Below are 23,302 nucleotides of genomic sequence, written 5' to 3'. Positions count from 1 at the left end.
CTTTGGCCGGTGCGGTGGTGGCGAGCAGGGCGAGTGCCGCGACACCGGCGAGGGCGAGGCGGGACCCCCGTCATCGAACGGCTGCGCCGCGACGGCTACCCCGTGCGCGCCATCGCCAACCCGTTGCACGGCCTGACCAGCGACACCGCGTACGTCACGAGCTACTTGTCCACAATAGACGGACCCAAGGTGCTCGTCGGGCACTCCTACGGCGGCGCGGTCATCACCAACGCCGCCACCGCCGTCACCGGGGTCGAGTCCCTGGTCTACATCGCCGGGTTCATTCCGGCCGCCGGCGAGACCATCGGGGAGCTCGCCGCGCGGTCGACGCCGGCGCTGCCGTTGATCGCCACCCAGGTCCCCGGCGGCACGGAGGTCGTCATCGACCCGGCGGGGTTCCGTGCGGCCTTCGCCGGAGACCTCGACGCGACCACCGCGGCCGACCTCGCCGTCACCCAGCGGCCCGCCGACACCCGGGCCGTCACCGACCCGAGTGTCACCGAGGGCTTCCGCACCATCCCGTCCTGGGCGCTCATCCCTCGCCAGGACCACGCGATCAACCCCGCCGTGCAGCGGTTCATGACCAGCCGGGCGGGCGCGCGGACCACCGAGGTGGACGGCTCCCACGCGATCATGCTCAGCCGCCCCGACGCGGTCACCCGGCTGATCGAGCAAGCCGCACGGTGACCGAGCCGGTGCCGGGGTCGGGTTCAGCCTCACCGCCCTGCACCGCGACCCGTGACTCCGGCTACGACGTCAGGATGGGCGCCCCCGACTTCGCGCGGACCTCGTCGAGGGTCACGTCGGGGGCGAGCTCGACCAGCCGGAGGCCGTCCGGGGTGATGTCGAGGACGCACAGGTCGGTGATGACGCGCTGGACCACGCCGCGGCCGGTGTAGGGCAGCGTGCAGTCCTCGACGACCTTGTGGCCGCCGTCGCGGGCTACGTGCTCCATCAGGACGATGACCTTCTTCGCGCCGTGGACGAGGTCCATCGCGCCGCCCATGCCCTTGACCATCTTGCCGGGGATCATCCAGTTCGCGAGGTCGCCCGCCGCGGAAACCTGCATCGCGCCGAGGATCGCGGCGTCGATCTTGCCGCCGCGGATCATGCCGAAGGACAGCGTCGAGTCGAAAAAGGACGCTCCCTTGCGGACGGTCACCGTCTCCTTGCCCGCGTTGATCAGGTCCGGGTCCACCTCGTCCTCGGCCGGGTAGGGGCCGACGCCGAGGATGCCGTTTTCCGACTGCAGCACGAGCTCGACGTCGTCCGGCACGTGGTTGGGCACCAGGGTGGGCAGGCCGATGCCGAGGTTGACGTAGTCGCCGTCGCGCAGTTCGGCGGCGGCGCGGGCGGCCATCCGGGCGTGGTTCCACGGCATGTCAGGCACTCTCCTCGGCGGTGCGCACGGTGCGCTTCTCGATCGGCTTGTCGGCGGCCTGCTCCGGGGTCAGCGGCAGCACGCGGTGGACGAACGCGCCGGGCAGGTGGACGGCGTTCGCGTCGATCTCGCCGGGCTCGACCAGCTGCTCGACCTCGGCGATGGTCACCCGGCCGGCCATCGCGGCCGGCGGGTTGAAGTTGCGGGCGGAGTCCTTGAACACGAGGTTGCCGTGCCGGTCGCCCCGCCACGCGCGCACGAGCGCGAAGTCGGCGACGATCGCGTGCTCGAGGACGTACTCCTTGCCGTCGAAGGTCTGGCGCTGCTTGGCCGGGCTCGCCTTCGCGACGTTGCCCTCGGCGTCGTACTTCCACGGCAGGCCGCCCTCGGCGACCTGGGTGCCGACCCCGGTGGCGGTGAAGAAGGCCGGGATCCCGGAGCCGCCGGCGCGCAGCCGCTCGGCGAGCGTGCCCTGGGGCGTCAGCTCGACTTCGAGCTCGCCGGACAGGTACTGGCGGGCGAACTCCTTGTTCTCCCCGACGTAGGAGGCGACGACGCGGCGCAGCCGACCGGCGCCGAGCAGGACGCCGAGGCCCCAGCCGTCCACGCCGGCGTTGTTCGAGACGACTTCGAGGTCGGTGGTCCCGGCGGCGAAGAGGGCGTCGATCAGGACGGCGGGGACCCCGCACATCCCGAACCCGCCCACGGCGAGCGTGGCGCCGTCGGGGATGTCCGCGACAGCTTCGGCGGCGGACGCGATCACTTTGTCCATGCCGGTCATCCAAGGCAGCGTGCACCCGGGTGGTCAACCAGTGAACGCGTCTTACCTGCGGATTGTTCGTTCCACGGTCGACGCCGGGCCGGTAGTGTTCACTGAGTGAACGCACCACAGGACCTCGTCGGCCGCATCTACCGGTCGTTGCGCGCGGTGGCGGGCCACGAGCCGGCCGGAGCGACGACGACGGCCATCGCCCGCGACGCGGGCCTGCCGCGCCCGACCGTGCACCGGCTCCTGACGTCGCTGCAGGGGGTGGCGCTGGTGGAGCGGGTGGCGGGAACGGACAACTGGGTGCTGGGCCCGGAGCTGTACCTGCTGGGCGTGGCGGCGGCCCGCCGCTACGACGTGACGGAGCCGGCGATGCCGGTGGTCCGGCGGCTGGCGCTGGCGACGGGGGAGAGCGCGTTCTTCTCGGCCCGGCGCGGCGAGGAGACGGTGTGCTTGATCCGCGAGGACGGCGCGTTCCCGATCCGCAGCCACGTGCTGTACGAGGGGGCGCGGTTCCCGCTCGGGGTGGTGTCGGCGGGGATGGTGATCCTCGCGCACCTGCCGGACGCGCGGGTCGAGGAGTACCTGGCCCGCGCGGACCTGGCCGCGGAGTACGGCCCCCAGCACGAGGCGGCCGAGATCCGGCGGCACATCGCGCAGACGCGGAGGTACGGGTACGCGGTGAACCCGGGCTTGGTGGTGGAGGGCAGCTGGGGCACCGCGGCGGCGGTCTTCGACGTGGCGGGGACACCGCGGTGGGCGCTGACGCTGACGGGGGTGGAGCACCGGTTCACGGCGGAGCGGCTGCCGCAGCTGGGCGAGTTGTTGCTGCGGGAGGCGCACGCGCTGTCGGAGACGCTCGCCGGGCGGGGTGCGGCGGATGGTCGCGGGTGAGACGCGGTGGTGGCGCGGGTGGGGCGGTGCGGCGGTGGCGGGTTGAAGTGTGCGGTGGCGGTTGGGGTGGGCGGCTGCGGCGCGGGTTGTGCTGCCCGGTCGCGGCGCAGGTTGGGTTGCTCGGCGGCGCCACCGAACCACTCGCTCGGCCGCGCCGCCGGATCACTCACCCAGCTGACTAATGCGCCGCGCGCCCCGGCTGCGGCCACCGCGCAGACCGCCGACCGGGCCGCGAAAGCGCGGCGGCGTCCCAATCACGACCGTCCAACCGCCGCACCGGCTGAACCGGCGGCACCCGCGGACCCCGCACCACAGCCGCACCATGGCACGGCCCGCACGCCGGGACGAACGCCTTCGCCGGACTCCCCGGGAGCGGAACGGCTCTCCCCGGCTCGGCCGTCCCCGTGCAGATCTGCGGCCGGTGGCCCGCCGGGGCGCAGAGGCACTGGCATTCCGTCATGGCCGGTCGTACGTGTAGAACCCGCGGCCCGTCTTGCGGCCGAGCAGACCCGCGTCGACCATGCGGGCCAGCAGCGGCGGTGGCGCGTACAACGGCTCCTTGAACTCCTCGTACAGCGACTCGGCGACGGCCTTCGTCGTGTCGAGGCCGATCAGGTCGGCCAGCGCCAGCGGCCCCTGCGGGTGGGCGGCGCCGCGCACCAGACCCTCGTCGATCGCCTCGCGCGTGGCGAACCCCGACTCGAACATCCGGATCGCCGCCAAGATGAACGGGATCAGCAGCGCGTTCACCACGAACCCCGCGCGGTCCTGGCAGAGGATCGCCTGCTTGCCCAGCGCGTCCTGCGCGAACGCCCGCGCCCGGTCGACCGTCGTCGGCGCCGTCAGCAGGCTGGGCACCAGCTCCACCAGCGGGAGCACCGGCACCGGGTTGAAGAAGTGCACGCCCACGACCTGCGCGGGGCGCTCGGTGGCCGTGCCGAGCTTCATGATCGGGATCGACGACGTGTTCGACGCCAGCACCGCGTCCGGCGCCGTCACGATCTTGTCCAGCTGGCGGAACAGGTCCGTCTTGACCGCCTCGTCCTCGACGATCGCTTCGACGACCAGCGTCCGGTCGGCCAGCTCGTCCAGCGACTCGGTGACCCGGATGCGGTTCAGGACCTCGGCGGCGTCCGGGATCTTGCCCTTCTTCTCCGCGCGGGCCAGCGACGTCTCGAGCCGACGGCGGCCGGCCTCCGCGGCGGCCGGGTTCGACTCCACGACCACGACGTCCAGTCCGGCCCGGGCGCACACCTCGGCGATCCCGGCACCCATCTGCCCGCACCCGACCACGCCTACGCGTTCCATCGCCGCCACCTCTCCGGGACTCGGTACCATCGAAACGGTACTGAGTACCGACGAGTAGCTGAAGGCTCCCGGCTATGACGACCGCCACGCCCTAGGCTGGGCCGCGGCAGCGAGGAGGAGTGCATGTCGGCCAAGGACCGCCTGACCGAAGCCGCCTTCGCGCTGTTCGCCGAGCGCGGCTACGACCAGACCACGGTCGACGACATCACCGAACGCGCCGGCGTCGGCCGCACGACCTTCTTCCGCGCCTTCCGGACCAAAGAAGACGTGATCTTCCCGGACCACGAGGTGCTGCTGCGGGCCATCGACGAGCGCCTGCGCGGCTCGACCGGCCGCACGGCGCTGATCGCGGTGACCGAAGGGGCGCGGCTCGTCCTGCGGCACTACCTCGCCGAGGGTGAGCGCGCGCTGACCCGGTACCGCCTGACGCGAAGCGTCCCGGCCCTGCGCGACCGCGAAGTCGCCGGAGTCCAGCAGTACCACCGGCTCTTCCGCGGCTTCCTGCACCAATGGATGGGCGGCGGCGCGGACACGGCGTTGCGGGCCGAGCTGATGGCGGGCGCGGTCGTCACCGCCCACAACCACGTGCTGCGCCGGTGGCTGCGCGGGCAGTCGAGCGCCCCGGAGGAGGAGTTCGACGCGGCGATGGCGGAAACCGTCGGCCTGTTCACCCGCGCCGACGACGGCGAAGCGTCCATTGTGGTCTTCCGGACGAAGCAGGACCTCGACGCCGTGCTGCCCGATCTCAAGCGCATCCTCGGGGCACCGGCGGACGGCGCCGCGCCGGGGTGATCCGGCCGCCGGGCTTCGCGAGGGTCCGAGACGCTCAGCGGCGGGGCTCGACCTTCAGGTCGCCCGCGGTCACCGTGCGGATGTGGTCGCTCGCCAGCATCGCGTGCGGGTAGCCGAGGTCGATCGCGCTGACCTCGTCGAGGCGGGCCAGCTGATCGTCGGTGAACTCGACCGCCAGTGCCCCCAGGTTCCCGAGCAGCTGATCGGGGGTGCGGGCGCCGACGACGGGGGCGGTCACGCCCGGGTTCCGCAGGGTCCACGCGAGTGCGACCTGGGCGGGGGTGTGGCCGCCCTCCTCGGCGATCTCCCGGACGACGTCGGCGATGGCCAGGGTGCGTTCGGTGACCATGCCCAGAGCGGCGTTGAAGCTCTTGCGGTTGCTTTCCTCGGAGCCGGCGTCCGGCGCGGTCAGGTCGGCGCGGCGGTACTTGCCGGACAGCACGCCGCCGCCCAGCGGTGAGAACGGCGTGACGCCGAGACCCATCGCCCGGGCCATCGGGATCAGGTCGCGTTCCGCGTCCCGGGTGATGAGGCTGTATTCGACCTGCAGCGCGACCAGCGGCGACCAGCCGCGCAGGTCGGCGATCGCCTGCATGCGCGAGATCTCCCACGCCGGGGCGCTGGACATCGCCACGTACAGGAGCTTGCCCTGGCGGACCAGGTCGTCCAGGGCGCGCAGGGTCTCCTCGACCGGCGTCGCGAAGTCCCACACGTGCAGGAAGAGCAGATCGATATAGTCCGTGTTCAGCCGGCGCAGGCTGGCTTCCACCGACGTGACCAGGCTTTTGCGGTGCGCGCCCCCGGAGTTCGGGTCGCCGGGGCGGCGCAGCGTCGTGTACTTGGTCGCCAGCACCAGGCTTTCGCGGCGGTCGCGGGTGAATTCGCCCAGCATGCGCTCGGAGCTGCCGCCAGTGTACGTGCTCGCCGTGTCGATGAAATTGCCGCCGCGGTCGACGTAGGTGTCGAACAGCTTGCGCGCCTCCTCCGGCCCGATGCCCCAGCCCCACTCGGTGCCGAAGGTCGCCGTGCCCAGGGCCAGCGGGGAGACCCGCAGCCCCGAGCGGCCCAGCAGCCGGTAGGTGTCGAGGGTGAGCGCCATCGTGTCCTCCTGTGCTCGTGATCGTCGGGCACCAGCCTGCGACCGCCACGAGCCGGGGGTAAGGGAAGGAACTTCCTGGGAACACGAGTCCCACCCGGGCTGTTGGACCGGACATGATCACCGGCACCGTGGACGTGGCCCAGGAGCTGGCCGCCTTCCTGCGAACGCGGCGGGAACGCCTGGATCCCCGTGACTTCGGCCTGCCCGCGCGCCGGCAGGCCCGGCGGACCCCGGGGCTGCGCCGCGAAGAGGTCGCCGAGCTGGCCGGGATCAGCGTCGACTACGTCGTGCGGCTGGAGCAGGCCCGCGGGCTGCGGCCGTCGGCGGACGTCGTCGAGTCCCTCGCGCGGGCGCTGCGCCTGGCCCCCGACGAACGCGCGTACCTCTTCGGCCTGGCCGGGCAGCGCCCGCGCACCGTCGACAAGCCCGCCACCACGGCCGCGCCGCCGCTGGCCCAGCTCGTGGCCGACCTGGCGCCGTTGCCGGCCATGCTGATGAACCACCGCTACGACATCCTGGCCTGGAACGCCGAAATCGAGCGGCTGCTGGCGGATTTCGCCACGCTGCCGCCGTCGCGGCGCAACGCGATGTGGCTGTGCTTGCTGCACCCGCGGATGCGCGACTTCTACGTCGACCGCGAACGCGTGGTCCGGGAAGGGATCGCGCACCTGCGCGCCGCGTGGGCGGCGCACCCGGAGGACGAGGCGCTGACCGACCTCATCGCCGAATGCACCGCCCACGACGAAGAATTCGCGCGGCTGTGGGCCGAGCGGACCGTCAAGCTCAACGGCCGCGGGCTCAAGGAGGTGCGGCACCCCGACGTCGGCGTCCTCACGCTGCAGTTCGAGACCCTCACGCCCGTTCAGGACCCGGACCTGCGGCTGCTGATCTACCGCGGCGCGGACGACGCGAGCCGCTCGGCGCTGGCCCGCGTGTGCCGCCCGCCCGACGCCTAAGCCGAGACCACCTTGTCGAAGACCTCGTTGAAGGCTTCCGTGGTGCTGGGGTGCGTGTAGATCGCGTCGCGGAGCTCGGTCGCGGTGATGTTGTGCCGCATGGCCAGCGCCACGGTGTTGATCACTTCCTGCGCGTCGATGCTCAGCAGGGCCGCGCCGAGGATGAGGTCGGTGTCGGCGTCCACGATGAACTTCATGACGCCGCGGGTCTCTTCGACCGTGTACGCCCGGGGCATCGCGATGATGTCGGCGACCTTTTCCCGCGCCACCTTGATGTTCCGGCCTTGGGCGCGGGCCTGGGTCTCGGTCAGCCCGACCGTGGCCAGCGGGGGCGTGACGAACAGCGTGTGCGGGACGGCCCGGCGGTCGGTCGTGGTGCGTTTGCCACGGCCCAGCAGCTGGTCGAGGACGATGCGGGCGTCGTCGAGGGAGATGTAGGTGAACTGCTCGCCGCCGTTGACGTCGCCGAGCGCGTAGATGTCGGGCTGGCTCGTGCGCAGGTACTCGTCGACCTCGATGGCCCCGCCCGGGGTCGTCCGGACGCCCGCCGCGTCGAGGCGCAGTCCGGCGGTCACCGCGCGGCGGCCGGTCGCGGGCAGCACCGCGCTCGCCTCGACCGACTGCGGCTCGCCGTCCTTCTCGTAGACCACCGTCGACGTCGCGCCGTTGTCGCGGACTTCGGTGACCTTCGCGCCGGTGACGATGGTGACGCCGTCGCCGCGCAGGATCTCCGCGACCGCCTCGGCGATGTCCTCGTCTTCGCGTGGCAGCAGGCGATCCGCCGCCTCGAGGACCGTGACGTGCGTGCCGAAGTGCCGGTAGATCGCGGCGAACTCGAGTCCCTGGTAGCCGCCGCCCAGGACCACGAGCCGCTCGGGCAGGTTCGAGGTCTTGGTGAGCTCGGTGCTGGTCACCAGGTGCGGGCTCGCGGCCAGGCCCGGGATGGCGGGCAGGACCGGCTCGGATCCGGTGTTGACGAGGATGGTCGGCGCGGTGACGGTGATCCGGTCGTCGCCCTCGCCGACGGCGACGGTGTGCGGGTCGACGAAGCTCGCCGTCCCGGTGAGGACCGTGGCGGTGTCCTTGCCGTCGAGGGCTTCGAAGTTGCCCGCGCGGAAGGCGGCCGTGAGCGCCCGCACCCCGGCCGTGGACCGGGCGAAGTACTCCTGGGCGTCGTCGGCGAGCCGTTTCGCGCCGGAGTAGTGCACGAGCATCTTCGTCGGGACGCAGCCGATGTTGGGGCAGGTACCGCCGTACATGTTTTCGGACCGCTCGATCAAGACGACCCGTTTGCCCGCGTCGGCGAGCACGTGGGCGGCGGTCTTGCCGCCCTTGCCGAAGCCGACGACGAGCACGTCCGCGGTGAGCGCTGTGATGGTCATGCCCCGAGTCTGTCCACCCGGGCTTGGTACGGACAGGCGTCTGCAGCTCGATTTCCTGCTCTAAAGTATCACCATGGACTCGATCAGCCGGTTGCTGCGCATGGCGCGGCTGGGCGCGCGGGTGGACCGGAGGTGCCTGCTGGGCGGCGCGACGCGGATGGACGTCGCCGCGCCGGCGGAGCGGGAGGCCCCGTTCCACGTGCTGCTCGAGGGCGAATGCACGTTCCAGGTGGGCAAGACCGTGCTGGACCTGCGGGCGGGCGACATCGTGATCGTGCCCGGCGGGAGGCCGCACCGGGTGACGACGCCGGGGCGGGGCCGCAAGCGCGGCATCGAATCGGCGCCGGGCGAGGTGCTCATCGGCACCCGGTCCGCGGGGGACGCCGGTCCGCCGGTCATCGACCTGTTCTGCGGGCACTACACGTTCGACACGGGCGCGGGGCGGCTGCTCTTCCGCAGCCTGCCCGACCCGGTGCACGTCTCGTTCGGGCAGTCGGCCGAAAGCGACGAGGTGCTGCGCATGCTGAGCGCCCTCATGCGCCGGGAAGCCGAGCGGGAGGGCGAGGGCACCGCGGCGATCCTCGCGTCACTGTCCACTGTGCTCCTGGCGATGGTGCTGCGGACCTCGCGCGGTGAGGCCACGAAAGCCACGCTCTGGACCGCGGCCGCCGACGAGCGCATCGCCGAGGCGGTCGAGGCGATGCTGCACGAACCGGGGGAGAGCTGGACGATCGAGCGGCTCAGCCGGGCGGCACGCATGTCGCGCGCGACGTTCCTGCGCCACTTCACCCGGCACACGGGCACGACCGTCGGGGCGTTCCTCGCGCGGGCCCGGCTGATGGCCGCGGCCGACCTGCTCGCCTCGACGGACGCGACGGTCGGGACGGTCGCGGCCCGCGTCGGGTACCAGTCCGAATCGGCGTTCTCGCGGGCGTTCAAGGCCGAGCTCGGCGTGACCCCGGCCCGGTTCCGGCGCGCGAACATCGGCGGCCCGGGCTCCTAGGGGCGTTCGGCCAGGACGCAGTGCGTGCCGCGGTAGATGGTGGGCATGCAGCGGTTGCAGTGGACGCACAGCGACCGGACGCTCCGGTCCGCTTCCATGCGCCGGACGAGGTCGGGTTCGCGCAGCAGCGCGCGGGCCAGCGCGACGAACGCGAACCCCTCCGCCATCGCCAGCTCCATCGTCTCCACCGTGGTGATCCCGCCGAGCAGGATCAGCGGCAGCCGCAGCGCGGCGCGGAACTGGCGGGCGCGATCGAGCAGGTAGGCCTCGCGGTACGGGTACTCGTGCAGGAAGAACCGGCCGCCCAGGCGCAGGCCCAGCCGGGCCGGCTGGGGGAACGCGGCGGCGAACTCGCGGACCGGCGCGTCGCCGGTGAACAGGTACATCGGGTTGAGCAGCGAGCTGCCCGCGGTGAGCTTCCAGCGCGTCGACCGTGCCGTCTTCTTCCAGCCACTGCGCGACCTGGATGCTTTCGTCCAGCCAGAAACCGCCGGGCACGCCGTCGTCCATGTTGAGCTTGGCGGTGATCGCGAGGCGGTCGCCGACCGCGTCGCGGACCGCGCGGGCGACCGCGCGCGCCAGCCGGGCGCGGTGGGCGAGGCTGCCGCCGTAGGCGTCGGTGCGGTGGTTGAGCCGCGGGCTGAGGAACGCGCTGACGAGGTAGTTGTGTCCGAAGTGGATTTCCACGGCGTCGAACCCGGACTCCAGGGCGGTGCGGGCCGCGGTCGCGTGCGCCGCGACGATCCGGTCCAGGTCCGCGGCCGTGGCGGCCCGCGTCGGCCGCATCCCCAGCGGGCTGAACCGGCGGGACGGCGACAGCGCGGGCAGCCGGTTGGACGCCGCGTTCGCCACCGGGCCGGCGTGCCCGATCTGCGCGCAGGCCGCCGCGCCCTCGTCGTGGACGGCGTCGGTGAACCGGCGCAGGCCCGGCACCGCCTCGGGCCGCATCCAGATCTGGTGGCGGTCCGTGCGGCCCTCCGGGGACACCGCGCAGTAGGCGAGGGTCGTCATCCCGACCCCGCCGCGCGCGGGCCGCCGGTGGTACTCGATCAGCTCGTCGGTGACGAGTGCGTCCGGCGTCACGCCTTCGAAGGTGGCGGCCTTGATGACGCGGTTGCGCAGCCGGAGCGGGCCCAGCCGGGCGGGGGCGAACACATCGGGCGGGGTCACGGCGCGTCCAGCCCGGCGACGACGAACGCTCGCACGGCCTCGGCCGGGATCCGCGGCGTGCGGGGCGCGGGGGCGGCCGGGGTGCCGAACACCTGCAGCAGCAACTGGAACGCGAGGGTCCAGCGGTGCGCGGCCTGCTCGCGGGTCAGGTCGGGGCGGGCGTCGCGCAGCAGCTCGACCCACGGGTCGAGGCTGAACCACGGGGACTGCCAGTGCAGCCGCTGCCCCGAGAGCAGCACCCGGGCGAGCAGGTGCAGCCGGAGGCAGCCGACCGGGTCGGCGGCCAGCCCGGCCAGCGGTTCCAGGACGGCGTCGACGAGATCCGCCGCGGCGGGCACCCAACCCTGCCGCCGCCGGCGGTCGACGTCGTCGAGCAGGTCGCGCCAGACCGGGGCGAGCCGGTCCTCCAGCATCGCCGCGACCAGGGCTTCCTTCGAGCCGAAGTGGTAGTGGACGGCGGCCGGGTTGAGCTTGGCCGCCGCGCAGACCGCGCGGACGGACACGCTGTCGTAGTCGGCTGACAGCAGCAGCCCTTCCGCCGCGGTCAGCAGCCGGTCGCGGGTCGAGTCCACCTTCACGCACCCGAGTAGACCACCGCGCGCGCCGACGTTCAAGCGATGATTCAATCAATGTTGGGAGTGTTAGCTTGGCAGCATGCTGGTGGGAGCGCACGAGATCGAGGTGTTCGAGGGGGCCAGGGCGCGGTTGGAGGCGATCGCGTACCGCCTGCTGGGGTCGGCGACCGACGCCGAGGACGCCGTGCAGGACACGTTCCTGCGCTGGCAGTCCGCCGACCGCGCGCACATCGAAATTCCCGAGGCGTGGCTGACGAAGGTGCTCACCAACCTCTGCCTCACCCGCCTCACCTCCGCGCGGGCCAAGCGGGAAACCTACGTGGGCCAGTGGCTGCCCGAGCCCGTCCTCGCCGGCGACCGGATGCTCGGCCCGTCGGACACCGTCGAGCAGCGGGAATCGGTCTCGATCGCGATGCTGACGCTGATGGAACGGCTTTCGGCCAAGGAACGCGTCGTCTACGTGCTGCGGGAGGCGTTCGGGTACGCCCACGGCGAGATCGCCGAGGTGCTCGACCTGACCGAGGCGAACTGCCAGCAGCTCTACCGGCGCGCCAAGCAGCACCTGGCCACCGACCGGCGCCGGGTGCCGGTCGACGCGGGCGCGGCCCGCAAGATCGTCGAGGAGTTCCTCGCCGCGGCGCTCAGCGGCCGCACCGACTCGCTGGTGAAGCTGCTGGCCGACGACGCGACCAGCGTGGGCGACGGCGGCGGCGTGCTCTTCTCGCTGCCGCGGCCGATCACCGGCACGGTGCGCGTGGCGAGGTTCCTGCGCGGGCTGTTCCAGCCCAGCGAAGCGAAGTGGGACCTGATCGGCGGCAAGCCCGACCTGTTCGCCGACGTCAGCAACGGCGTGCCCGCGCTGGTGCTGGTGGTGGGGGACCGGGTCGTCGGCGTGATTTCGCTGGACGTGACCACCGACGGCATCGCGGCCGTCCACGCGCAGGTGAACCCGGCCAAGCTCGAGCGCGTGGCGAGCCGGTGGGGCACCGCCGAGCACGGGGAGCCGCTCGCCGTCACCTGGTGACCCGGATCACACCGCACTCCTGTCAGGTTTCGTGCCGCTGCCCGGTTCAGGGAGCGACACCCCAGCCGGACAGGAATGAGGGAAACCATGAAGCACCGCATCGTCGTCCTCGGAGCCGGGTACGCCGGAGCGAACGCGGCCGGGCGCCTGGCCAAGCGGCTGCACCCCGCCGACACCGAGATCACGCTCGTCAACGCCGACGCCGAGTTCGTCGAACGCGTCCGCATGCACCAGCTCGCGACCGGCCAGGACCTGCGGCACCGCGCCCTGACCGACCTCTTCGCGGGCACCGGCGTGCGGGTGCGGCAGGCGCGGGTCGCGGCCGTGGACGTCGACCGCAAGACCGTCTCCCTCGACGACGGCGAGATCGCCTACGACACGCTCATCTACGCCCTCGGCAGCACGGCCGCCGACTGCGGCGTCCCGGGCGTCACCGAGCACGCCCACTTCCTCGCGGGCAAGGAGTCCGCGCTGCGGCTGCGCGAGCGGCTGGCCGGCCTCGCCGCGGGCGAAGCGGTGCTCGTCGTCGGAGGTGGCCTGACCGGCATCGAAGCGGTCACCGAGATCGCCGAAGCCCGCCCGGACCTCGACGTCGCCCTCGCGGCCCGCGGCGGCCTCGGCGACTGGCTGAGCGAAAAGGCCCAGGCGCACCTGCGCAAGGCGTTCGCCCGCCTCGGCATCACCGCGCACGAGCACACGGACATCGCGGGCGTGGAGCCGACCGGCGCGGTCACCGCGGACGGCCGCGTGCTCCCGGCGCGGGTGACGGTCTGGACGGCCGGGTTCGCCGTCCACCCCATCGCCGCGGCGACGACCCTGGAGGTGTCCGCGACGGGGCAGATCGTCGTCGACGAAACGATGCGGTCGGTGTCGCACGCGGACGTCTACGCGGTCGGGGACGCCGCGTTCGCACCGGGAGCGAACGGCACACCGCTGCGGATGTCGTGCGCTTCGGGGGTTCCGACGGCCTACCAGGCGGCCGACGCCATCGCCGCCCGCCTGACCGGCCGCGCGCTGCCGGAGAACAAGATCGGCTACACGGCGCAGTGCGTCAGCCTCGGCCGCCACGACGCGATCGTGCAGTGGGTGCACCCGGACGACCGGCCCAAACCGTCGGCGCTGACCGGCAAGCCCGCCGCGCGGCTCAAGGAACTGATCTGCACGAGCGCGGCGTGGAGCGTCTCCCACCCGACCCTGATGCTTCCGGCGCGCCGTCGTCACACGGTTCCGGCGCCGGTCGCGGTCTCGGCGTAAATCCGGTCGGCACCGCGGGTTCCCGGCCGGATGGGTCCCGGCGATGGGAGGGGAGGCATGGTGGTCGGGGCCCGGCGGATCCGGACGATCTCCGAGGAACCGACCGGCCTGCCCTTCCCCGCCGAACACAGCCCGGCATCGGCCTGAAACGCGTGGCGCGGGCGGGAGGAGTCCGCGAGACTGCCCCGATGGTTTCCGAATACGTCCAGAGTGATCAGTTCCGCGGTGCCCGTGTCCACCTGTGCGACCTCGCGGGCCTGGAGATCCGCGACTGCGAGGTGAGCGGGCTGAAGATCGTCGACTGCTACGGCGGCGACGTCTCCCTCGGGGGTGACTTCGAGCGGGTCGTCGTCAACGACGTCGACGTGACCGCGTATGTCGAGGCCGAGCTCGATCGGCGGCACCCCGCGCGGGTGCTCGCCCGTGAGGCGACTTCTCCCGAGGACTACCGGGCCGCTTGGGACGCCATCGAGAAGCTGTGGAGTGCGACGCTCGAGCGGGCGAAGCTGTTGCCCGAAGCCGAGTTGCACAAGCAGGTCGACGGCGAATGGTCGTTCGTCGAGACGCACCGGCACCTGCTGTTCGCCAGCGACGCCTGGCTCGGCAACGCCGTGCTCGAGGAGGACTCGCCCTACCACCCGCTGGGCTTTCCCGCGGGCGGGATGCCGCCCGAGGAGGCGGCGAAGCTCGGTCTCACCCTCGATGCCACTCCGACGCTGGAGGAGGTGCTGTCGCCGCGGCTCGCCCGGATGGCCGTGATGCGGCGGGTCGTCGACGGGCTGACCGCGGCCGAGCTGGACCGGGTCTGCGGTCGCAAACCGGCCGACCCGTATCCCGAGCAGGAGTACGTCGTGCGCCGGTGCCTCAAGGTGGTGCTGAAGGAAGAAGCCGAGCACCACCGTTACGCGGTGCGTGACCTCGCGGTGCTCGAGGCGGGGCGGCAGTAGCGCCCGCCGAGCCGGGACCCCTCCCGGCTCGCGTGGCTACTGTCCGCTCCCGTGACGAAGAGCACACGCTGGAAGTACTCGTGGCGGGCCCGGTTGCCGGTCGCCGGGATCGTCGTGGTCGTGACCGCGGGCGTCGCCGCCGCCGTCACCGGGGCCGCCCACCCGCTGCCCGGCCTGCGGGTGGTGCCCGGTGGCCACTGGGTCTACAACTCCGTGCTGCACGTGGCTTTCCACGTCGACGGCGGCACCGCGGGCATCGACGCGCAGGCCGCCGTCCCCGGTGACCAGGGCAGCCAGGTCCTGCAGGGCGACGCCAGCGGTTACGTCGTCGGCAGCGAGCGGATCACGGAGTTCGGCAAGTCCGACCTGACGGCGCGGCCGTCGATGGTGCCGCCCGCGGTGGAGGTGCCCGTCGGGGTGGAGACCGTCGGCGGTCCGTACGTCGTCTACCGCCGGGCCGGGCAGATCGCCCGGCTCGGGGACCCGGTGGCGACGATGTCCGCCGGTGGCCCGGTCGGTGACCCGGTCGCCGCCGCCGACGGCACGCTTTGGCTGCCCCGCACCACTTCCGGCCTGCTCTGCCGGCTCGACCGGGGTGCCGTCAGCCTCTCGTCCTGCCCGGTGCCGCTGCCCGCCGGTCACGGCGGCGCGCTGACCTTGGTCGGCGACGCGCCGCACTTCGTCGACACGACCGACGGTTCGGTACGCGCGGTCGAAGCCGGTGGGCTCGGCACCGCCGTGCCGATGGGCGTCGCGGCCACGGCCGAGCTGCGGCCGGCGGCCAACGACGTCGCGGGCCGGGTGCCCGTGCTCGACCCGTCGGCGAACCGGCTCTACCTCGTCGATCCGGCGCCGAACCCGCGGAAGCCGATCGTCGTGGCGCTGCCCGCCGGGCACTACGACGGCCCGGTGGCCGGTGGGTCCGTCGTCGCGCTCGTCAACCGCGACACCGGCACCCTGCTCACCTTCGACGCCGCTGGCAGGCCCACCGACGCCAAGCCCGTGCCGCCCGGCGAAGGCACGTCGCGGCTCGTCCGCGGCGAAGACGCCCGCGTCTACGTCGATGGCGGGCAGGGCACCCACGTCCTGGTCGTCGGCAAGGACGGGAAGGTCACCGACGTCCCCGTCGTGCCACCCGCCGGGAAACCGGACCAGCCCGTGCCGGAACACCCGACGCCGGGGCAGCCGCCCGTGCCGCGGCCGGGCACCGGGAGCCAGCCGGACGTCGACGCGGGGGACAAGCCGAAGCCGCACAACCCGCCCCCGCCGCGGAACCCGTCGCCGCCCGCCGTCCCGGCCAGTCCGCCCGGGGCGCCGCCGGGGGTGTCGGCGACCGGCGGCGACGGCTCGGCGACGGTGAGCTGGGGCGCGGCCGCGGACAACCGGGCGGCCGTGACGTCCTACCGGATCAGCTGGGCCGGTGGTTCGCGCACGGTCGGCGGCGGCACGCGGCAGGCCACGATCTCGGGGCTGGCCAACGGAACCCGCTACACGTTCACGGTCGTCGCGGTGAACAAGGCGGGCACGGGGCCGGGCGCGTCGGCGTCCGCGACCCCGGCGGCGGCCGCGGCGGCCCCCAAGCTCACCGCGACCTACCGCGGCGGCCGCGCGTCGCTGTCGTGGACCCAGCCGGACCTCGGGGGCGGGCAGCTGGTGCACTACGTCGTCACCGGGACCGGGCTCGCGCAGCAAACCGTGTCCGGCACGAGCACGCAGTACTCCGGGCTCAGCGCGGGAAACACCTACACGTTCACGGTTCGGGCGGTCACCAGGACCCCGGACGGGGAGACCCGCAACGGCGCCGCGGCCTCGAAGTCGATCACCGTGCCGTCGCCGAAGATCACCATCAGCCAAGGCGCTCCGACCACGACCGACAACTGTGACGCGCCGGACTGCGCGCGGGTGAACGTGACGATGACCGGCTTCGCGCCGAACACGACCTACGCCATCAGGCTCAGCTCCGACAGCAATGCCAACGTGCAGACCGAGTCGGCGCGGACCAACGCGAACGGCTCGCTGACCTACGACGAGCTCGATTACGACGAACCCGGCCAGACGATCTGGGTCAGCGTCATGACCCCGGACGGCCGGATCACCTCCAACCGGATCCAGTGGAAGAGCCGATGACCCCAGCACTCCCGCCCGGCGCCGTCTACGAGCGCATCGCGGCGAACGTCCACAGTGTCCTGCGCGGCAAGCCGGAGGTGGTGCGCCTCGCCGTCACCGCCTTGTTCGCCGAAGGGCACCTGCTCGTCGAAGACGTGCCCGGCGTCGGCAAAACGACGCTGGCGCGCTGCCTGGCCCGCAGCGTCGGCGGTGCGTGGAACCGCATCCAGTTCACGCCCGACCTGCTGCCCGGCGACATCACCGGCGTGCCGGTGTACCACCAGAAGGAAGAGCGGTTCGAGTTCCACCCCGGCGGCGTGTTCGCGAACTTCGTGGTGGCGGACGAGATCAACCGCGGCACGCCGAAGACGCAGTCGGCGCTGCTCGAGGTGATGGCCGAGCGGACCGTCACGGTCGACTCGGTGCGCCACGAGGTGCCGTGGCCGTTCCTGGTCGTCGCCACGCAGAACCCGATCGAGCTGGCGGGCACCTACCGGCTGCCCGAGGCGCAGCTGGACCGGTTCCTGATGCGCCTCGACGTCGGCTACCCGGATCTGGCGGCCGAGGTCATGGTGATCATGGGCGACTGCGCGGGCGTCGGCCCCGACGACCTGACCCCGGTGGTGGACATCCCGACGCTGCAGCGGACGATCCAGCAGGTCCGCGCGGTGCACGTCGACCGCGCGGTCTGCGAGTACGCCGCCCGGCTCGCGGCGGCGACGCGCACGCACGCCGCGCTGCGCTACGGGGCCAGCCCGCGCGGCAGCATCGCGCTGATCCGCGCCGGGCAGGCGTTCGCGGCGACGGACGGCCGCTCGTACGTCACGGTCGACGACGTCAAGGACGTCGCCCACGCCGTGCTCGCCCACCGGCTGATCCTGACCGCCGACGCCGAGCTGAACGGGCGGCGCGCGACCGGCGTCGTGGACGAGGTCCTCGACGCCACCCCGGCACCGATGAAGGCGGGGACGAAGGGCTGATGATCGGGCTGACCCGGCGCGGTACCGGGGTTCTCGCGGGCACGGTCGTGCTCTTTTCCGCCGGCCAGTGGGCCGGTTACCCGTTCTTCCTGGCGATCGCCGGGGCCGGTGCGGGCGCGCTGGTGGCGGCGGTGCTGCTGACCGGACGCCGTCCGCGCGTCGCCGTCACGCGCGAGATCTACCCGGACCGCGTCGAGCGCGGGAAGCCCGCGGTGGCCACGCTCCGGGTGCACAACCCGACCGGACGGCGGCAGGTCGCGTTCAGCGCGGGGGACCGGCTCGGCGGCGGCCTGCGCGCGGTCCGGATCCGCGCGCTGGCCCCGAACGCCGAGGCCGTGCACCGCTACGAGCTGCCCACGGACCGGCGCGGCCGGCACCAGGTCGGCCCGCTCACCCTGGACCGGGGCGACCCCTTCGGGCTCGGCAGGCGGCAGGTCGCGGCCGGGGAGATCGCGACGCTGTGGGTGCACCCGCGGGTGCACGTCCTGCACCCGCCCGGTGGCGGCCGCCCGCGCCACCACCACGAGGGCACCGCGGCCGACAACCGGCTGCGCGGGTCGTACGACCTGCGCGAGGTGCGGGAGTACGTGCCCGGCGACGAAATCCGGCACCTGCACTGGAAAGCGACGGCCCGGACCGGGCAGCTGATGGTCCGCGACTTCGCCGACCCCGACCAGCCGCGGTTCACCGCGCTGCTGGACAGCCGCCTGCGGGGGCCGGTGCTCGAAGAGGCGGTCGACCTCGTCGCGTCGCTGGTCACCTCGGCCGCGCGCGCGGACCGCCCGGCGCGGCTGGTGTCCTCGGGCGGCCTCGACCTGGACACCTCCGGCGGGGTGCCGGCGTTGCGGCCGCTGCTGGACGCGCTGTGCGTGCTCGAACCGTCCTCCGGTGCGGCGCTGGTGCCCGAGCCGTTGACCCGGGACGGGGCCGGTGGGCTGGCCGTCGTCACCGCCGGGGGCACCCCCGCCGACCGGGCCGCGCTGGCGGCGTTGCGCGACCGCTTCGCGCCGCTCGTCGTCTTCGTCTTCTGCGGCTCGGGAGCGTTCGCCGGGATTCCCGGCGCGACCGTCCTCGACGTCTCCGACGCCGCCGACGCGGCCCGGCGCTGGAACGCGGTCGCCCCATGACTCCACAGTGGACAGAACGCCTGACGTCGGCGTTGCTGCTGCTCGCCACCGGCCTGCCCGGACTGTTGTTCGCGCCGGTGTTCGGCCTCGGCCCGCTGGTGGCGCCGGTCGCCGTGGTGCTGGTGGCCGTCTTCGTCGCTGTCGAACTCGGCGCCCGGATCGGTGCCCTGCGGCCCGTGGCCGCGCTCCTCGTCGGCCTGCTTGCCTTGGGAGAACTGGAGTTCGGCCCGGGCCTGCCGGACGCGGCGATGCTGCGCGGCCTCCTCGACGGCGTCACCCGATCCTGGCAGCTGACCCTGCAGTCGACCTGGCCCGCCCGCCCGGAACCGGAGCTGGTCCTGTTCGTGCCCTTGGCCGTGCTGGTCGCCGCGGTGCTCGGCGTGGAACTGCTCCGCCGTCCGGTCGTGGCGCTCGGGCCGGGACTGGCCGTCGCCGGGCTGAGCCAGGCCTACGCGCCGCTGACCGGACCGGTCGCGACGGCGGCCGGGCTGGCGTACTGCGTCGTCGCCGGTGCGCTGCTCGCCCTCACCCGCCGCGGTGGTGGGCGGGCGCTGCTGGTGGTGCCGTCCGCGCTGCTCGCGGTGGCCGCCGCGATCGGGCTCACCGCGGTCGACCAGGGCACCCGGCCGTCGCTGGCCATCGACCACGAAGCCGCCGCGCCCCCGTCCCTGCGGGTCGACGACCCGCTCGACGACGTCGCGGACCGGCTGTCCCACCCGGCACTGCCCGTGTTCAGCTACACCAGCACCGCGCCGGTCGACCGCTGGCGGACCGCCGTCCTCGAGGAGTTCGACGGCGCCACGTGGCGAGCCGACGCGAACTACCTGCGGCTGGGGTCGTCGCTGGGCGAGGCCGCCCACCACGCGCGGATCACGGTCCCGCCGGACTCGGGCGGCCCCTGGCTGCCGAGCCAGGCCGAACCCGCCGCGGTCACCGGGATCGCGCCGCTGGTCGACCCGCGCACCGGCACGTTGCTGCTGCCCGACCGCCACGGTGCGGTCGCCTACGAACTCGGCTGGCGGGAACCGGCCGTCGCGCCGGAAGACCTGCTCGACGCCGGGATCGACCCGGCAGCGGTGACCGGCGGGCTCGGGCAGGTGCCACCCGGCGTCGCCGAGCTGGCGAAGACCGCGACCGGCGGGCTGCGGCCGTCGTTCCGGGCCGCACTGGTGCTGGAGCGCTACCTCGCCGGGCACTACCGCCTGGCCACCGGGCCCGTGTTGCCGACCGGCAGCGGGTGGCCACAGCTGAGCGCGTTCCTGTCGACGACGCGGGCCGGGACCAGCGAGCAGTTCGCCGCCGCGTACGTCGCGCTGGCGCGGATCGTCGGCATCCCGGCCCGGATCGCGGTCGGGTTCCGGGCCCCGCCCGGCGGCGGGGGTCTCGTGACCGTCCACAATGGAGACGCGGTGGCCTGGCCCGAGGTCGCCGTCGCCGGGGTCGGCTGGGTGCCGCTCGACCCGGCGGGCGGCGCGGCCCGGGGCTCGGGTGCGGCGGCGGGCGCGCTGGCCGGTGCCATCGACCAAGCGCGGCGGGAGCTCCCGCCCCAGCCGCAGCTGCACGACCCGGACGTGCCGCACGACGAAGGTGGCGAGCCGACCGGCGGCGGTTCGCCGTTCGACGGACTCGTCCGCTCGGCCGCCTGGCTGGGCTTCGGCGCCGTCGCGGCGCTCGTCCTGCTGACCGCGGCGATCCCGGTCTCGCGGGCCGTGCGCACGGCCCGGCGGCGTCGCCGCACCGGCGCGGACGCCGTTGTCGCCGCGTGGCAGGAGGCGCGGGACGTCCTGCGGGCACACGGATTCGCCGCACCGCGCGGGGCGACCGTGCGCGACCTGGCCCGCGGTCTGCCGTCCACTGTGGACAAGTCCGTCGCGGAGGGGCTCGGGTGGCTGGCGCGGCAGGTGGACGTCGCACTGTGGTCCGGCGAGGTGGCCGACCACCGGACCGTGGACCAGGCGTGGTCCGCGGTGCGCGCGATCCGCAAGGGCTTGGCCGGAGTGCCGTGGCGGGCCCGCTTCCGGGCCGCGTTCGACGTGCGCAGCCTGCGGGCGGTGCCGTCGTGCTGACCGTCCCGGACGGACCCGCACTCGGCACCGGTCCGGTCGCGACTGTCTACTCCGGACTGTTCGACGACGTCCCGGTGGCGCTCAAGGTGTTCCCGGCGCGGTTCGACCGCCGGACGCTGGCCGCGGTCGAGGACGACCGCGCCCGGCTCCAGGAGGTGCCGTCGGTGCTCCCGATCGACGGCGTCGAGCAGCTGGCCGACGGACGGCACGCGCTCCGGATGGAGCTGTGCGCCCAGTCCCTCGCCCGGTTGATCGACGGCGATCGGTGGCTGCAGCCGGGCGACGCGATCGTCCTCGGGCACGTGGTGGCGACGGCGCTCGCGGGCGCGCACGCGGCCGGGGTGGTGCACGGCCGGGTGCAGCCCGCGAACGTGCTGTTCCGTTCGACGGGGGAACCGGTGCTGGCCGACTTCGGCGTCGCGGTGCGCCAGGCGTTCCCGCGTGTGATCGACGGGGAGCTGGAGTACCTGGCGCCGGAGACGCTGCGGGACGAGACGCTCGACGAGCGGACCGATCTGTACGGACTCGGCGCGCTCCTGCACCGCGCGCTCACCGGCTTCGTCCCGCTGCCCGGGCAGCTCGGCGAGCCGGTCGGCGAACGGATCCTGCGGCTGATGCGCACGCCCGTGCCGCTGATCGACGATCCCGAGGTGCCGGTGATCCTGTCGGCGGTGGTGGGCAGGCTGCTGGCCCCGAACCCCGACCACCGGCCACCGGACGCGGCCTGGGTCGCCGAGCGGTTCGCCGAGCTGCTGCCGTCGTCCCCCGAAGCGAGCCCCGCGGTGGCGAGCAGCTGGTCGGTTTTGTCGTCGAAGCCGACTTCGGAAGCTGTGCGCCCGCGTCGCCGGAAGGTGCTGCTGGGGGTCGCGGCCGCGGTGTCAGCGGCGGCCCTCTTCGTCGGCTTCGTCGGCTTCAGCGGCGAGCCGGAGGACGCGGTCCCGGTTTCGCCGCCGGTGGTGACGGCCGAGAACGCGGGGCTGGAGCTCGCCGAGCCCCGGGACCACGGCGACCAGGTGGTGCTGAGCTGGACGAGTGCGCTGGCCCAGGCCGACTACGCGGTGATCGTCGCGCCGGAAGGCGAGCCGAACCACGCGGAGCTCGCGAGCCGCGCGCACACGGCGACGGTCCGGGTGGATCCGGTGAAGCGCTACTGCTTCGAGGTCCGGGCGACCGACGGCCGGGCGGTCTACACGAGCCTGTCCCGGTCGATCCGGGGAGCGGTGTGCAACCGGTGAGGCAGTGTCAGCGCGAGGGCGAGATCCTCAGCGTCACCGTGCGATTCGACCCTGCGTCCGGGAACGGCGGAGCGCTTTGATCCCCACTGGCCAGGGCGAACCGGGTGAGGGGCAGGCCGCCCGCCGCGGCGAGTTCACGGGCGGCCGTGCGGGCCCGGCTCCAGGCCACCGGCGAACCACCCGCCGCGGGACCGCCGGGGACAGTCGCCGTCCAGCCGATCACCGTGATCGTGCCTTCCGTGCCGGACAGCGCCGAGCCGACCCGGCGCAGCCGCCCGCGGCCTTCGGCGGTCAGCTGGTCGCCCGATCCGAAAAGACCGCCGGGGAACCGGACCTCGACCGCGTCCCGCGTGGTCCGGACCGTCACCCCGGGCACCGCCACTGCCACCGCGATCGCGTTGAGCGCCGCCTCGTGCCGGGCCGCCGTGGCTTCCTGGGCGGCCAGCTGCTGCTCGAGTTCCGCCACCCGCGTCGCATCGGGACCGGCGGGTGACGCGGGATCCGTCGAGCCGCCCAGCACACACAGACCGGCGACGAGGACCACCGCGGCCGCCGCCAGCGCCGACGGCCGCAGCAGGGGACGCCGTGGCCGTCGGCGCGCTCGGATCGCCGCGATCGTGGCCCGGCCCGCCACCGCGCCGGGGTGCTCGGGATCGGTGGCCTGCACCCGCGCCCAGCACAGGTCGGCCTCGGCGAGGTCGCCGCGCTGGGCGTGGATGCGCGCCAGCAGGTCGAACTCGGCGGGACCCGCCTCGTCCAGCGCCGTCAGGATCGCCGCCGCGCCGCGCAGGTCGCCCGCTCGTGCCAGCGCGGCCGCCTCGGCCGCCGACAGTCTCGCGGCCAAGGCGCGCATCACGTCCAAGGCAGCCCGCCGGGCGGGACGAGCCGCCGCAGTTCCGCGTTGACGGCCCGGAGTTCGCGCAGGTCGCCGTCGGCCGCCGCGCGTTCGCCCCGCTCGACCAGCTCGGCGGCCAGGCCCGGCTCGACGCAGCCGCCCCGCAACCAGCCGAACGCGACCAGTTCGGCCGCCGGGCCCGGCTCGATGCAGCCGCAGCGCAACCAGCCGAAGATGGCCAGCTCGTGGAGCAGCCGGGCGAGCCACTGCCGGGACTCGTCCCAGACCGGCGGTGCGATGCGGAAAGCGGCGTGGTGGCCGCGCTGGCGCAGGTGCCCGCTCACCGAGCGGAGGAGGCGATGGGTCACCGGTGCGTCCGTCTGTGCATGGCCGGAGACTAAG

22 protein-coding genes and 1 pseudogene are annotated in these 23,302 nt (G+C 73.7%); 13 read left to right on the top strand and 10 right to left on the bottom strand.

Annotation, left to right across the window (positions count from 1 at the left end; all coding sequences use genetic code 11):
- Positions 1 to 33: 33 nt before the first annotated feature.
- On the top strand, positions 34 to 687 hold the full coding sequence (locus QP939_RS46015; protein WP_285453140.1) for an alpha/beta hydrolase: 654 nt from the start codon (positions 34 to 36) through the stop codon (positions 685 to 687).
- Between the two features lie 61 nt (positions 688 to 748).
- Here the strand turns inward: QP939_RS46015 and QP939_RS46010 are convergent, their stop codons facing one another.
- Together QP939_RS46010 and QP939_RS46005 are read right to left on the bottom strand one after the other, a co-directional pair.
- Positions 749 to 1,381: a 3-oxoacid CoA-transferase subunit B gene (locus QP939_RS46010; RefSeq protein ID WP_285453139.1), complete on the bottom strand. Its 633-nt coding sequence runs from the start codon at positions 1,379 to 1,381 to the stop codon at positions 749 to 751.
- Between the two features lies 1 nt (position 1,382).
- Complete coding sequence (locus tag QP939_RS46005; protein WP_331659080.1) at positions 1,383 to 2,153, bottom strand: CoA transferase subunit A; 771 nt, start codon at positions 2,151 to 2,153, stop codon at positions 1,383 to 1,385.
- A gap of 105 nt (positions 2,154 to 2,258) precedes the next feature.
- Here QP939_RS46005 and QP939_RS46000 point away from each other — a divergent pair, with 105 nt between their 5' ends.
- Complete coding sequence (locus tag QP939_RS46000; RefSeq protein ID WP_285453137.1) at positions 2,259 to 3,041, top strand: IclR family transcriptional regulator; 783 nt, start codon at positions 2,259 to 2,261, stop codon at positions 3,039 to 3,041.
- Positions 3,042 to 3,497: 456 nt separating this feature from the next.
- Here the strand turns inward: QP939_RS46000 and QP939_RS45995 are convergent, their stop codons facing one another.
- Positions 3,498 to 4,349 carry a 3-hydroxybutyryl-CoA dehydrogenase gene (locus QP939_RS45995; protein ID WP_331659082.1) on the bottom strand — a complete coding sequence of 284 codons (852 nt, stop codon included), beginning with the start codon at positions 4,347 to 4,349 and terminating at the stop codon, positions 3,498 to 3,500.
- 123 nt (positions 4,350 to 4,472) lie between these two features.
- Here QP939_RS45995 and QP939_RS45990 point away from each other — a divergent pair, with 123 nt between their 5' ends.
- Complete coding sequence (locus QP939_RS45990) at positions 4,473 to 5,141, top strand: TetR/AcrR family transcriptional regulator (protein ID WP_285453135.1); 669 nt, start codon at positions 4,473 to 4,475, stop codon at positions 5,139 to 5,141.
- Positions 5,142 to 5,175: 34 nt separating this feature from the next.
- Here the strand turns inward: QP939_RS45990 and QP939_RS45985 are convergent, their stop codons facing one another.
- Entirely contained in the window at positions 5,176 to 6,240 is a 1,065-nt protein-coding gene (locus QP939_RS45985; RefSeq protein ID WP_285453134.1) for an aldo/keto reductase, read from the bottom strand.
- A 113-nt stretch (positions 6,241 to 6,353) separates the two neighbouring features.
- Between QP939_RS45985 and QP939_RS45980 the strand changes: the two genes are divergently transcribed.
- Positions 6,354 to 7,196: a helix-turn-helix transcriptional regulator gene (locus QP939_RS45980; RefSeq protein ID WP_285453133.1), complete on the top strand. Its 843-nt coding sequence runs from the start codon at positions 6,354 to 6,356 to the stop codon at positions 7,194 to 7,196.
- Here QP939_RS45980 and QP939_RS45975 read toward each other — a convergent pair.
- Positions 7,193 to 8,578, bottom strand: coding sequence for an FAD-dependent oxidoreductase (locus tag QP939_RS45975; RefSeq protein WP_285453132.1), 1,386 nt, complete (start codon positions 8,576 to 8,578; stop codon positions 7,193 to 7,195). The genes QP939_RS45980 and QP939_RS45975 overlap by 4 nt on opposite strands.
- A gap of 73 nt (positions 8,579 to 8,651) precedes the next feature.
- Between QP939_RS45975 and QP939_RS45970 the strand changes: the two genes are divergently transcribed.
- Positions 8,652 to 9,581 carry an AraC family transcriptional regulator gene (locus QP939_RS45970; RefSeq protein WP_285453131.1) on the top strand — a complete coding sequence of 310 codons (930 nt, stop codon included), beginning with the start codon at positions 8,652 to 8,654 and terminating at the stop codon, positions 9,579 to 9,581.
- On the opposite strand, the gene QP939_RS52350 is transcribed toward QP939_RS45970, so the two are convergent.
- The 3 genes and pseudogenes from QP939_RS52350 to QP939_RS45960 all read right to left on the bottom strand — a co-directional run bounded on the left by QP939_RS52350 (position 9,578) and on the right by QP939_RS45960 (position 11,329).
- Entirely contained in the window at positions 9,578 to 9,967 is a 390-nt protein-coding gene (locus QP939_RS52350; RefSeq protein ID WP_434219611.1) for a hypothetical protein, read from the bottom strand. The genes QP939_RS45970 and QP939_RS52350 overlap by 4 nt on opposite strands.
- Before the next feature lie 85 nt (positions 9,968 to 10,052).
- Positions 10,053 to 10,736: pseudogene (locus tag QP939_RS52345) on the bottom strand (oxidoreductase); the annotation flags it as partial.
- An 11-nt stretch (positions 10,737 to 10,747) separates the two neighbouring features.
- A complete protein-coding gene (locus QP939_RS45960) occupies positions 10,748 to 11,329 on the bottom strand; it encodes a TetR/AcrR family transcriptional regulator (RefSeq protein ID WP_285453130.1) in 582 nt (193 codons plus the stop codon).
- 76 nt (positions 11,330 to 11,405) lie between these two features.
- On the opposite strand from QP939_RS45960, the gene sigJ reads away from it, so the two are divergent.
- The 8 genes from sigJ (at position 11,406) to QP939_RS45920 (ending at position 22,065) form a co-directional block, all read left to right on the top strand.
- Positions 11,406 to 12,350: an RNA polymerase sigma factor SigJ gene (gene sigJ / locus QP939_RS45955; RefSeq protein WP_285453129.1), complete on the top strand. Its 945-nt coding sequence runs from the start codon at positions 11,406 to 11,408 to the stop codon at positions 12,348 to 12,350.
- A gap of 87 nt (positions 12,351 to 12,437) precedes the next feature.
- The gene (locus QP939_RS45950; protein ID WP_285453128.1) at positions 12,438 to 13,604 is read left to right on the top strand and encodes an NAD(P)/FAD-dependent oxidoreductase; all 1,167 of its coding nucleotides are present in this window, start codon (positions 12,438 to 12,440) and stop codon (positions 13,602 to 13,604) included.
- 188 nt (positions 13,605 to 13,792) lie between these two features.
- Positions 13,793 to 14,551, top strand: a complete 759-nt coding sequence (locus QP939_RS45945; RefSeq protein WP_285453127.1) for a DinB family protein — start codon at positions 13,793 to 13,795, stop codon at positions 14,549 to 14,551.
- Between the two features lie 51 nt (positions 14,552 to 14,602).
- Positions 14,603 to 16,678, top strand: coding sequence for a fibronectin type III domain-containing protein (locus tag QP939_RS45940; RefSeq protein ID WP_285453126.1), 2,076 nt, complete (start codon positions 14,603 to 14,605; stop codon positions 16,676 to 16,678).
- Positions 16,675 to 17,637 (top strand): AAA family ATPase, encoded by a 963-nt coding sequence (locus QP939_RS45935; RefSeq protein WP_285453125.1) that lies wholly within the window; start codon positions 16,675 to 16,677, stop codon positions 17,635 to 17,637. The genes QP939_RS45940 and QP939_RS45935 overlap by 4 nt, the downstream gene beginning before the upstream one ends.
- Positions 17,637 to 18,764: a DUF58 domain-containing protein gene (locus QP939_RS45930; RefSeq protein ID WP_285453124.1), complete on the top strand. Its 1,128-nt coding sequence runs from the start codon at positions 17,637 to 17,639 to the stop codon at positions 18,762 to 18,764. Before QP939_RS45935 ends, QP939_RS45930 begins: the two co-directional genes overlap by 1 nt.
- Positions 18,761 to 20,830, top strand: a complete 2,070-nt coding sequence (locus QP939_RS45925) for a transglutaminase TgpA family protein (RefSeq protein WP_285453123.1) — start codon at positions 18,761 to 18,763, stop codon at positions 20,828 to 20,830. The genes QP939_RS45930 and QP939_RS45925 overlap by 4 nt, the downstream gene beginning before the upstream one ends.
- A complete protein-coding gene (locus QP939_RS45920; protein WP_285453122.1) occupies positions 20,824 to 22,065 on the top strand; it encodes a serine/threonine protein kinase in 1,242 nt (413 codons plus the stop codon). The genes QP939_RS45925 and QP939_RS45920 overlap by 7 nt, the downstream gene beginning before the upstream one ends.
- Before the next feature lie 7 nt (positions 22,066 to 22,072).
- Here QP939_RS45920 and QP939_RS45915 read toward each other — a convergent pair whose 3' ends face one another.
- Together QP939_RS45915 and QP939_RS45910 are read right to left on the bottom strand one after the other, a co-directional pair.
- Positions 22,073 to 22,918, bottom strand: coding sequence for a hypothetical protein (locus QP939_RS45915; protein ID WP_285453121.1), 846 nt, complete (start codon positions 22,916 to 22,918; stop codon positions 22,073 to 22,075).
- A complete protein-coding gene (locus tag QP939_RS45910; RefSeq protein WP_285453120.1) occupies positions 22,918 to 23,268 on the bottom strand; it encodes a hypothetical protein in 351 nt (116 codons plus the stop codon). Before QP939_RS45910 ends, QP939_RS45915 begins: the two co-directional genes overlap by 1 nt.
- Between the last annotated feature and the right edge of the window lie 34 nt (positions 23,269 to 23,302).

The sequence above is a fragment of the Amycolatopsis nalaikhensis genome (genome assembly GCF_030264295.1).
Classification (GTDB): domain Bacteria; phylum Actinomycetota; class Actinomycetes; order Mycobacteriales; family Pseudonocardiaceae; genus Amycolatopsis; species Amycolatopsis nalaikhensis.
This window is presented reverse-complemented; position numbering and strand designations above follow the sequence as displayed.